The 11,585-nt window shown below is 34.7% G+C and carries 8 protein-coding genes, 1 pseudogene, 1 riboswitch and 1 other annotated feature; of the genes and pseudogenes, 8 read left to right on the forward strand and 1 reads right to left on the reverse strand.

Features of this window, described 5'->3' with window-relative positions:
• The first annotated feature begins 21 nt into the window (after positions 1-21).
• Positions 22-2,709, forward strand: coding sequence for a DNA gyrase subunit A (gene gyrA, locus KA830_RS03845; protein ID WP_210123005.1), 2,688 nt, complete (start codon positions 22-24; stop codon positions 2,707-2,709).
• Positions 2,710-3,021: 312 nt separating this feature from the next.
• Positions 3,022-3,185 (forward strand): annotated as a pseudogene (locus KA830_RS13660) (IS5/IS1182 family transposase); the annotation flags it as partial.
• A gap of 119 nt (positions 3,186-3,304) precedes the next feature.
• On the opposite strand, the gene KA830_RS03855 reads toward KA830_RS13660, so the two are convergent.
• The gene (locus KA830_RS03855; protein ID WP_371090911.1) at positions 3,305-4,120 is read right to left on the reverse strand and encodes an NAD(P)H-hydrate dehydratase; all 816 of its coding nucleotides are present in this window, start codon (positions 4,118-4,120) and stop codon (positions 3,305-3,307) included.
• A 374-nt stretch (positions 4,121-4,494) separates the two neighbouring features.
• On the opposite strand from KA830_RS03855, the gene hutH reads away from it, so the two are divergent.
• The 6 genes from hutH to KA830_RS03885 all read left to right on the forward strand — a co-directional run bounded on the left by hutH (position 4,495) and on the right by KA830_RS03885 (position 11,573).
• Positions 4,495-5,997, forward strand: a complete 1,503-nt coding sequence (gene hutH, locus KA830_RS03860; RefSeq protein ID WP_204180326.1) for a histidine ammonia-lyase — start codon at positions 4,495-4,497, stop codon at positions 5,995-5,997.
• Positions 5,998-6,093: 96 nt separating this feature from the next.
• Positions 6,094-6,284, forward strand: a binding site (T-box leader).
• Between the two features lie 65 nt (positions 6,285-6,349).
• Positions 6,350-7,639, forward strand: a complete 1,290-nt coding sequence (serS, locus tag KA830_RS03865; RefSeq protein WP_070657188.1) for a serine--tRNA ligase — start codon at positions 6,350-6,352, stop codon at positions 7,637-7,639.
• 449 nt (positions 7,640-8,088) lie between these two features.
• Positions 8,089-8,784, forward strand: coding sequence for an AzlC family ABC transporter permease (locus tag KA830_RS03870; RefSeq protein WP_046207180.1), 696 nt, complete (start codon positions 8,089-8,091; stop codon positions 8,782-8,784).
• Positions 8,781-9,110 (forward strand): AzlD domain-containing protein, encoded by a 330-nt coding sequence (locus KA830_RS03875; RefSeq protein WP_064209808.1) that lies wholly within the window; start codon positions 8,781-8,783, stop codon positions 9,108-9,110. Before KA830_RS03870 ends, KA830_RS03875 begins: the two co-directional genes overlap by 4 nt.
• Positions 9,111-9,237: 127 nt before the next feature.
• Positions 9,238-9,338: riboswitch (SAM riboswitch) on the forward strand.
• A 61-nt stretch (positions 9,339-9,399) separates the two neighbouring features.
• On the forward strand, positions 9,400-10,368 hold the full coding sequence (gene metX, locus KA830_RS03880; RefSeq protein WP_046207182.1) for a homoserine O-acetyltransferase MetX: 969 nt from the start codon (positions 9,400-9,402) through the stop codon (positions 10,366-10,368).
• 278 nt (positions 10,369-10,646) lie between these two features.
• Positions 10,647-11,573: a DUF2232 domain-containing protein gene (locus KA830_RS03885; protein ID WP_191905109.1), complete on the forward strand. Its 927-nt coding sequence runs from the start codon at positions 10,647-10,649 to the stop codon at positions 11,571-11,573.
• The last annotated feature ends 12 nt before the right edge of the window (positions 11,574-11,585 follow it).

Consider the following 11,585-nt stretch of genomic DNA (forward strand, 5'->3'; position numbering starts at 1 on the left):
TTTTTGAAGGAGGATATCTTGATGGCTGAATTACCTGAATCAAGAATAAATGAACGAAATATAACGAATGAGATGCGTGAATCGTTCCTAGATTATGCGATGAGCGTTATCGTTTCACGTGCGCTACCAGATGTTAGAGATGGTTTAAAACCAGTACATCGACGTATATTATACGGCTTACACGAACAAGGCATGACACCTGATAAATCATATAAGAAATCTGCGCGTATTGTTGGGGACGTTATGGGTAAATATCACCCTCACGGTGACTCCTCGATTTACGAAGCTATGGTTAGAATGGCGCAGGACTTCAGCTATCGATATCCTTTAATTGATGGCCAAGGTAACTTTGGTTCTATGGATGGTGATGGAGCAGCGGCGATGCGTTATACAGAAGCGCGTATGTCTAAAATCACACTCGAAATGTTGAGAGATATTAACAAAGATACGATTGATTTTGTTGATAACTATGACGGCAATGAAAGAGAGCCGGCAGTCTTACCATCAAGATTTCCAAATTTACTCGTAAATGGTGCATCAGGTATCGCAGTAGGTATGGCTACTAATATACCGCCACATAACTTGACTGAAGTGATTAATGGTGTATTAAGTTTAAGTCATAATCCAGACATTACGATTTCAGAATTAATGGAAGATGTCCAAGGGCCAGACTTCCCTACAGCAGGGATTATTCTTGGTAGAAGTGGCATACGCCGTGCATTTGAAACTGGACGCGGTTCAGTTCAAATGAGAGCAAGAGCTGAAATTGAAGAACGTGGCGGCGGTCGTCAACGTATTGTTGTTACTGAGGTTCCGTACCAAGTAAATAAAGCACGCATGATTGAAAAAATTGCCGAATTGGCACGTGATAAAAAAATTGACGGCATTACAGATTTACGTGACGAAACAAGTTTACGTACTGGTGTACGTGTTGTGATTGATATACGTAAAGATGCCAACGCTAGTGTTGTATTAAATAACTTATATAAACAAACACCATTACAAACATCATTTGGTGTTAATATGATTGCTTTAGTTGATGGTAGACCGAGATTGATTAACCTCAAAGAAGCATTAGTTGAATATCTTGAACATCAAAAGATAGTCGTAAGAAGAAGAACGGAATACAACTTGAAAAAGGCACAAGACCGTGCACATATTTTAGAAGGATTAAGAATCGCATTAGACCACATTGATGAAATTATTCGTGTGATTCGTGAATCTGAAACAGATAAAGTTGCAATGGCAAGCTTGCAAGAACAATTTAAACTTACTGAACGACAAGCGCAAGCCATCCTTGATATGCGATTAAGACGTTTAACAGGTTTAGAAAGAGATAAAATTGAATCTGAATATAATGAATTAATTGCATATATAGAAGAATTAAAAGCGATTCTTGCAGACGAAGAAAAACTATTACAACTTGTTCGTGATGAGTTAATTGATGTTCGTGAACGCTATGGAGACGAACGCAAAACAGAAATTCAAATGGGCGGTCTCGACCACATTGAAGACGAAGACCTAATACCAGAAGAACAAATCGTCATTACATTAAGTCACAATAACTATATTAAACGCCTACCCGTTTCAACATATAGAGCGCAACATCGTGGTGGTCGTGGTGTACAAGGTATGCAGACCTTAGAAGAAGATTTTGTAAGTCAACTTGTTACGTTGAGTACGCATGATCATGTCTTATTCTTCACGAATAAAGGTAGAGTGTATAAACTTAAAGGATATGAAGTGCCGGAACTCTCCCGTCAGTCTAAAGGTATACCAGTAGTCAATGCGATTGAACTAGATAATGATGAAACAATTAGTACAATGATCGCCGTCAAAGATTTAGAAAGCGAAGAAGATTACTTAGTATTTGCAACGTTAAATGGTATCGTTAAACGTTCAGCATTACGTAACTTCTCACATATTAACAAAAATGGTAAGATTGCGATTGGTTTCAAAGAAGATGACGAATTGATAGCTGTGCGTTTAACAGATGGTGAAGATGATATATTAATCGGTACAGCTCACGGTTCTTTAATCCGCTTTAATGAGTCTGCATTACGTCCTTTAGGTCGTACAGCTGCCGGTGTTAAAGGTATTACATTAAGAGAAGGCGACAAAGTCGTCGGATTAGATGTTACTAAAGCAGAAACAGATGATGAAATTCTAGTTGTGACTGAAAATGGTTATGGTAAGCGTACGCTAGTTAGCGAATATCGTTTATCTAACCGTGGTGGTAAAGGTATTAAGACTGCTACGATTACAGAACGTAACGGTCAAGTGGTATGTATCACATCCGTTGAAGGTAAAGAAGACTTGATGATTGTTACAAATGCCGGTGTAATTATCCGCATAGGCGTTGAAGATATTTCACAAAATGGACGTGCAGCTCAAGGTGTGAGATTGATTAAATTAAACGATGATCAATTTGTTTCTACTGTTGCTAAAGTAGATGAAGAAGAAAAAGAAGCTGAAGAAATTGAACTACAAGAAGCAGATAATGAACAAATTGAAGGCGCTACAAGTGACAATCAACAATCAGAATCTGTAGTATCAGATGAACTATCAGAAGGCATTGTGCATACCGAAGTTGAAGAAGATTCAGATGAAGATGGTCGTCAAGAAGTGAGAAAAGACTTTATGGACCGTATCAATGAAGATATTGATAATAGTGATAATGAAGAAACTGAAAACGAAGACGACGAATAATCTCAATTTTTAGCAGTAATCAATAGCTGTATTCAAAATTGAAACATTTAAATACACAAGTGAGTTTGGGACATAAATTCCCATTCTCAAAATATAAGAGGGTCAATCCTTAATATGGATTGACCCTCTTTATATTTAAAGTCTGACGATTGACTGTACATGCTTGCCTAGGGCATGGTGCGAGCCTATAGTCTCTCACTCATAAGATTCCCTCGGGTGTCAGCACATTACAAAATCGGTACAATTTATATTTTGTTATTCCAAAAAGCCTTTACGTATAATTTAATCAGCACTATTAAATTAACGAGAGGCATATATAAAGATGATAACTTGACTCAACATATACTACCAATAGAAACTTAAGATCAGTATCCCACAAATGATATGTCACGATATGTGAATGAAATCGTTGAAACAATCCCTGAAAATGTATTCGATGCATTTAAACATCACGTAGTGCAACATCATATCACCCCAATTGAAAAAGGCAATTTCTATATGATTTCAATAGAAATTGCCTTTTCATTTGTCTAAGCATTTTATGTCTCAGATACATTTTATTTTGGTTTTAAAAATTTTTATCACCGATGTTGATTTAACTTTCCAATGCTTTCATAGCATATGGGATTTCACTAATTAAATGGGAAGGTGGGACTACATACATTTTGTTTGATAGTTCTTCACCGATATAACTATGTGTATAAGTGGCACTCGTAACCGCTTCTTTCGTGTCGTCGAATTGACCTACAAAACTTGTAATCATACCAGCAAGTGTATCCCCCATGCCACCTGTTGCCATCGCAGGCGTGCCGATTGGCAGTTTGTAATCCTCATCTTTGAAATAGATTTCAGTGCCATGCATTTTTAATACAATTGTTGCCCCAATTCTATCAGCAGCTTCGCGATTACGTTCATATGTTTGTTCTTCTATTGCGATCCCACTTAAGCGTTCCCACTCTTTTTGATGTGGTGTGAAAATAACATTGCAAGTTGGAATATCTGGTTTTAATTTACTAAATATAGTAATAGCATCTCCATCCACTATAAGCGTTTGATGTGGTTGAATGTTTTGTAATAAGAACGTGATAGCATTATTTCCCTTGAAATCACATCCTAATCCAGGACCAATTAAGATACAATCTGTATTTTCAATCATTTTAGTGAGCATTTTAGTATCGTTGATATCAATCACCATTGCTTCAGGGCAACGTGAGTGTAGCGCTGCATGATTTGTTGGGTGTGTAGCTACTGTAATTAAGCCACTACCACTATAGACACAAGCGCGTGCAGCAAGCATGATTGCCCCACCTAGATTCGCATTTCCTCCAATTAAAAGAATTTTGCCATAATCACCTTTATGCGTTTCATCTTTACGTTTTGGAATGCTTACTGATGAAATTGTTTCCAACATTGAAACCCCCTTTAATTCTATTAGTTATTTCAACTTTTAATTTGTATATTTGATCATTATATTGTTGATTTGTAATTTTGTGTTTTCTGAGAAAAATTGTGTGTTTATAAGCATTATGAAAGCTTTTCTCTGTTGCTATTTTTAATTTATTTTTTAAATACAATAGAAAATATTATACCTGGTTTGCATTTTAGTCAATAGGTAAAAGCATTAAGAATTTGTTTATTTTTAGAAATAATAAATTTGCCATCTTTATCTTAGTAAAATACTAATTTAATACCATGTTACGGATATGGATGAACCTATTGTTCTTAAAAATATGGAAGCGTATACTCTAATTAATTGAAAATCATCAGAAGTCAGGAGATGGGGAAATGACATTACAGCTTAATGGTGAAAATTTAACAATAAATGCAATTAAAGATTTTTTATATCAAAGTGATGATGTAAAAGTAACAGAGGATGCTTATGAACGTGTAAAACAGAGCCGTGTAACAGTAGAAAAGATTATAGATGATAAAGAAACAATTTATGGTATAACGACTGGATTTGGTTTATTCAGTGATGTACGTATTGATGAGGGAGAATACAATCAATTACAAGTCAATTTAATTCGTTCACATGCATGTGGTATCGGGAAACCTTTTTCACAAGATGTCGCGTTAGTGATGATGGTTTTACGTCTAAACACATTGTTAAAAGGTCATTCTGGTGTGACAATCGATTTAGTAGATCAAATCATATATTTTATTAACAACAGAATTATTCCAGTTATTCCACAACAAGGATCTCTTGGTGCATCGGGTGATTTAGCACCACTTTCACATTTAGCTTTGGCGTTGATTGGAGAAGGTAATGTCTATTATAAAGGTGAAGAAGAAGACAGTCGGTATGTCTTAAATTTATTAAATCGTGAACCTTTGAGCTTACAGGCTAAAGAAGGTCTAGCTTTAATTAATGGTACGCAAGCTATGACTGCACAAGGTGTAATTAATTATATAGAAGCGGAAGATATTGGTTACCAAGCAGAGTGGATTGCTGCATTAACACATCAAGCTTTAAATGGCATTACGGATGCATATCATGAAAAAGTGCATCACGCTCGAAATTTTCCAGAACAGATAGATGTTGCTTCACGCATGTTAGACTGGCTCGAAGGTTCTAAATTAACAACGACACAAGGAGAAATTCGCGTTCAAGATGCTTATACATTACGCTGTATTCCACAAATACATGGCGCAAGCTTCCAGGTGTTTAATTATGTAAAAGAAAAACTTGAATTTGAAATGAATGCGGCGAACGACAATCCATTAATATTTGATGAAGGTGATGAAACATTGGTTATTTCTGGAGGGAATTTCCATGGCCAACCGATTGCATTTGCGTTAGATTTCTTAAAGTTAGGGGTAAGTGAATTAGCTAATGTTTCGGAAAGACGTCTAGAGAGATTAGTAAATCCACAATTAAACAATGGTTTGCCAGCATTTTTAAGCCCTCAACCGGGTTTACAGAGTGGCGCGATGATTATGCAATATGCAGCTGCAAGTCTTGTTTCGGAAAATAAAACACTCGCACACCCTGCTAGTGTGGATTCTATTCCATCATCAGCTAATCAAGAAGACCATGTTTCTATGGGGACAATTGCTTCACGCCATGGCTACCAAATGATTGAAAATGCACGTCGTGTGTTAGCAATAGAAGCAATTATCGCACTTCAAGCGGTAGAATATAAAGATGTCGAAAAATTATCACCTAAAACTTATGAAAAATATCAAGCTTTACGAAAAGTTGTACCATCTATCACTGAAGATCGCCAATTTCATAAAGATATAGAAGCTGTTTCACAGTATTTATTAGATCAAGCTTATACTAATTAAGTTGAGTGAATTTTTAATGAACATTCAGCGATTGCATAATCTTGGCCTTGAAAAGTAATAGGTTATTTGCTATATTAAAATCAAGTAAATAAAGCTATTGTTCGTAGGATAAGTAGTGTTGCACTTCTGGTTTCAGAGAGCTTGTGGTTAGTGAGAACAAGTAATCAGGGTCAATGTGAATCTACCTACTATATGAGAACAATCGGGTTTAACCGTTATTTTGGTGAAAGTGCAGTCTCTTTTGACTGTTAAATAGGGTGGCAACGCGTAAAGACCACGTCCCTTGTACAGGGATGTGGTCTTTTTTGTGTTCTATTCTTAAAAAATAGAAATTGAAAGGATGGAAAGTGACATGTTAGACATTAAATTATTTCGTAATGACCCAGAGTTTTTAAAAGACAAAGTTGCAAAACGTGGTATGGATACAAAAGTAGTAGATGATGTATTATCACTTGATGACAAACGCCGTGAATTAATTCGTAAAGCTGAGGAAATGAAAGCTGAACGTAACAAAGTAAGCGGTGAAATTGCTGAAAAAAAACGCAATAAAGAAAATGCAGATGATGTAATCGCAGAAATGAGAAAATTAGGTGATGACATCAAATTGTTAGACAATGATTTAAATGATGTGGATAAAGAATTAGAAGACTTATTATCTCGCATTCCAAATACAATTCATGATGATGTACCTGAAGGCGATTCTGATGAAGATAATGTCGAATTAAAGCGTTGGGGCACACCAAGGAAATTTGATTTTGATGAAAAAGCACATTGGGATCTAGTAGAGTCATTGCAAATGGCTAATTTTGAACGAGGCGCAAAAGTCGCAGGAGCAAGATTCGTGTTCTTAACTGGCGAAGGTGCACAGTTGGAAAGAGCATTAATGAATTATATGGTTACAAAACATACGACGCAACATGGTTACACAGAAATGATGGTACCACAATTAGTAAATGCTGATTCAATGTATGGTACTGGCCAATTACCAAAATTTGAAGAAGATTTATTCAAAATTGAAAAAGAAGGATTATATACAATTCCAACAGCAGAAGTACCATTAACAAATTATTATCGCAATGAAATTATTGGTCCGGATGTCTTACCTGCTAAATTTACTGCGCAATCAGCGTGTTATCGTAGTGAAGCAGGCTCAGCTGGTAGAGATACAAGAGGATTAATCCGATTACATCAATTCGATAAAGTAGAGATGGTACGTTTTGAAAAACCAGAAGATTCTTGGCAAGCGTTAGAGGAAATGACAGAACATGCAGAAGCAATTTTAGAAGAGTTAGGCTTACCGTATCGTAGAGTTATTTTATGTACAGGTGACATAGGCTTTGGCTCAAGCAAAACGTATGACTTAGAAGTATGGTTACCAAGCTATAATGAGTACAAAGAAATTAGCTCTTGTTCAAATATTACTGATTTCCAAGCACGTCGTTCTAATATTCGTTTTAAACGTGAGAAAACAGCAAAACCAGAATTAGTGCACACATTGAATGGAAGTGGTTTAGCAGTAGGTCGTACATTTGCTGCAATTGTAGAAAACTATCAAAATGAAGATGGTTCAGTCACTATTCCAGATGCATTAGTACCATATATGGGTGGTAAAACAGTGATACACCCAGTTAAAGAAAAATAGAATTCGTTTAAATGAATTCATCAGCGATATTTGAGAAAGTTTAAATATTAAACTTTCAAAATAGTGGTTACAAGTTAATACTGAAGTGCAAGTAGAGGTTGAGATAAATGAATGTCTCAACCTCTCATTTTATATGAATAATGAATTATAAGGCTTTTGATCTATTAAATGGCTTAATATTTTTAAAGAAAAGAAAGGGTAGGGGAGGTGTTAAATATCCCAGTTTTCAGTTTTTTAAATTTGTAAAATGACTTATTTTATTCAAATGATAAGGGGTGAGTCTAAAAAATAACACAATATTCCGAAATCTAAAATGTTAATTTAATAAGGTTTTTAGACATCGGTAAGCCTTAGGTCATACATACCTCAGTCTAAAGATATTGAATATGTCTTTTTCTTTGTATTAAACTAGTTCTATTATTATTATAAAATGTTTGGGAGGTGGCATGATGACAACACATCTAACTTTTAAGCAAGGTGTAAAAGAATGTGTACCGACTTTGTTAGGTTATGCTGGTGTTGGTCTTTCCTTTGGTATTGTTGCAGTGGCTTCAGGTTTCAATTTGATTGAAATTATTTTATTATGTTTACTTATTTATGCAGGCGCAGCACAATTCATTATTTGTGCATTAGTCATTGCTGGAACTCCAATTTCTGCAATTGTCTTAACGACATTTATTGTGAATTCTAGGATGTTTTTATTAAGTATGACCTTAGCACCAAGTTATAAAGGATATGGGTTTTGGAATCGTATAGCCATGTCTTCTCTGATTACAGATGAAACATTTGGTGTCGCTATTACACCACATCTAAAAGGTGAAAAAATCAATGATCGTTGGCTACATGGATTAAATATCACTGCATATTTATTTTGGACATTTGCAAGTGTTGTTGGTGCTATTTTTGGTAAATACATAACGAATCCCGATGCATTTGGGTTAGATTTTGCTATTACTGCAATGTTTATATTCCTAGCTGTTTCACAATTCGATGCTATTAAGCAGTCACAAGTTAAAACATATTTAGTATTAATTGTTTGTGTAATTTTGTTAATGCTTATTTTAAGTTTCTTTATGCCTTCATACGTAGCAATCATCATAGCGTCGACAATTACTGCGGGATTAGGGGTGGTGATCGATAAATGACAACGACTTTACATATGTTATTAATTATTGTTTTATGCGGTGTGGTAACGTGGTTGACACGTATTATACCGTTTATATTAATTACAAAAATCAAACTATCTGAGACAGTCGTAAAGTGGCTTTCTTTCATTCCCATCACATTATTTACTGCATTGATTGTAGACGGCGTCCTAGAACAACATGAAGGTTCAATGGTGTATAGTGTTAATTTACCGTTTTTAGTGACGATGCTTCCAACCGTAATCATTGCCATTATTACACGGAGTTTAACGATTACGATTGTCAGTGGAATTTTAATAATGGCAATTTTAAGATGGATATTTTAAATATATTATTGAAGTGGCTCCCATTATCCGTTAGAATAGCAATAATTAGAAAATTTTGATAATTTTAATAAAATACTTGTTAAAATGGATATTTGATTTATGCATAGCTTTTTACAATTAAAATTAAATCTTATTTCGAGAAGCAGAGGGATTTGGCCCAATGAAGCTTCAGCAACCGACTTTAATAAGCACGGTGCTAATACCAACGATTCGCTCGAATAATAAGTATTGTAACTTCTTACTTATTATAAATAGGTGAGAAGTTTTTTTACTAAGTAGGAGGTAAATGATGACAAATTATACGGTTGATACATTAGAATTGGGACCATTTACAACTGAATCAGGTGAAACGATTTTAAATTTAAAATTACGTTATGAACATGTAGGATATGAAGGACAGCCACTTGTGCTTGTATGCCATGCACTGACTGGTAATCATTTGACCTATGGTACGGATGACAATCCTGGTTGGTGGAGAGAGATTATAGATGGGGGATACATGCCTATACATGATTATCAATTTTTAACATTTAACGTAATCGGTAGTCCGTATGGTTCCAGTTCGCCATTTACAGATGCTGATTTTCCTAAGCATTTAACATTGCGTGATATTGTCAATGCAATCGAATTAGGTATTCAAACATTAGGGTTTGATCGAATTAGTATTTTAATCGGTGGGTCTTTAGGAGGTATGCAAGCGCTGGAATTATTGTATAATCATAAATTTGAAGTAGATAAAGCAGTAATTTTAGCTGCGACTGATAAGACTTCCTCATATAGTCGTGCATTTAATGAAATTGCGAGACAGGCGATTCGATTAGATCATGGTGAAGGTATGAGCATAGCAAGGCAGCTTGGTTTCTTAACGTATCGCTCCTCCAAAAGTTATGATAGACGATTTACACCTGATCAAGTTGTAAACTACCAGAAACATCAGGGGAACAAGTTTAAAAAGCATTTTGACCCATTGAGTTATTTAAGCCTGCTAGACGTCTTAGATAGCCACGATATAGATAGAGATCGTACTGATGTAGATGAAGTGTTTGGACGTCTGGATACTAAGGTTATGACTATGGGCTTTACGGATGATTTGTTATATCCAGACGATTTAGTATATGCCACAGGTGCGCGATTTAAATATCACAAGCATTGCTTTGTGCCAGATAATGTAGGACATGATGGTTTCTTATTGAACTTTAATGATTGGGCACCTAATTTATATCATTTTTTAAAAGTTTCTAAGTTCAAAAGAAAATAACGATATGATTTATTTTAGTTTATTTTGTATGATAAGACGTCTAGGATAGTTATTTTATCCTTTATGAAAGTTAAAATAACTTTTTTCCTATGATGTCTTCTTTTTTTATAGCGAGCAAAATATGAAATTTGAAGTTGGAATCAACGACGAAAATGCAATTTAAAAAGGCGTTCGTTTTCAGATATTGACCCCGATATTGAACTTCTGACAAAAAGAATTGTCAATAATTGTATAAAAGTTTTAAAGAGGTTAAAATAATAAACATAGACAAAAATTGTATAGGAGTGGCGAATTTGTTTTCTAAAATACATACTAAAGCCACTATACTTAGTGTAATTACGTTAATTATAGTTGCTTTAGCTTTACATATATTACCGATACTTGGACTCGTGTTGAGTTTATTTGCAACAATTCCAGGTATTATTTTATGGCATAAATCTGTAGAATCTTTTGGCTTAACGGCAGTCATTACAGTTGTGCTAACTACGTTATTAGGTAATATATTCGTGTTAAGTATCATGATCCTCTTGTTCGTAGTAAGTTTTGTAGTGGGTCAATTATTAAAAGAACGAACATCAAAAGAACGTATACTATATATAACAACGACTTTAATTAGTATTATTGCATTAATTGCATTTATGGTGTTACAAGCATCAAAAAAAATATCGAGTGCTGCTTCATTAATCAAACCGATTAAAGAACAGATGTATCACATAATTTCCAGCGCTTCAGTCAACGCAGATTATAAACAAATGTTTGAAGAGGCTTTCCGCCAATCAGCAGTACAACTACCAAGTTATATAATCATTGGCGTATTTCTACTTATATTAATCAATTTAATTATCACTTTTCCAATCTTGCGTAAATTCAAAATCGCTACACCCATATTCAAACCATTATATGCTTGGCAAATGAAGCGTTCTGTCTTATGGATGTATATTATTGTATTAATTTGTGTTATGTTTTCAACGCAACCAAGTGCGTTTCAAACGATCGTCTTAAACTTTGAAATTGTGTTATCATTATGTATGTACATTCAGGGGTTAAGTGTGATTCACTTTTTCGGAAAAGCGAAATCAATGCCGCCAGCACTTACAGTGATATTAATGGTAATAGGGACAATTTTAATGCCATTAACACATATTGTGAGTCTCCTGGGATTTGTAGATTTATGTATCAATTTAAAACGTATCATTAAAAAATGATTTGAGGTGGAA

The organism is Staphylococcus sp. GDY8P119P (assembly GCF_017892075.1).
GTDB lineage: Bacteria > Bacillota > Bacilli > Staphylococcales > Staphylococcaceae > Staphylococcus > Staphylococcus ureilyticus.

What these genes read in the sequence shown, in the direction of transcription:
- KA830_RS03855 (WP_371090911.1), bottom strand. Translation starts at nt 4,120, where the DNA reads ATGTTGGAAACAATTTCATCAGTAAGCATTCCAAAACGTAAAGATGAA.
- gyrA (WP_210123005.1), top strand. Translation starts at nt 22, where the DNA reads ATGGCTGAATTACCTGAATCAAGAATAAATGAACGAAATATAACGAAT.
- KA830_RS03870 (WP_046207180.1), top strand. Translation starts at nt 8,089, where the DNA reads ATGACAACACATCTAACTTTTAAGCAAGGTGTAAAAGAATGTGTACCG.
- KA830_RS03875 (WP_064209808.1), top strand. Translation starts at nt 8,781, where the DNA reads ATGACAACGACTTTACATATGTTATTAATTATTGTTTTATGCGGTGTG.
- hutH (WP_204180326.1), top strand. Translation starts at nt 4,495, where the DNA reads ATGACATTACAGCTTAATGGTGAAAATTTAACAATAAATGCAATTAAA.
- serS (WP_070657188.1), top strand. Translation starts at nt 6,350, where the DNA reads ATGTTAGACATTAAATTATTTCGTAATGACCCAGAGTTTTTAAAAGAC.
- metX (WP_046207182.1), top strand. Translation starts at nt 9,400, where the DNA reads ATGACAAATTATACGGTTGATACATTAGAATTGGGACCATTTACAACT.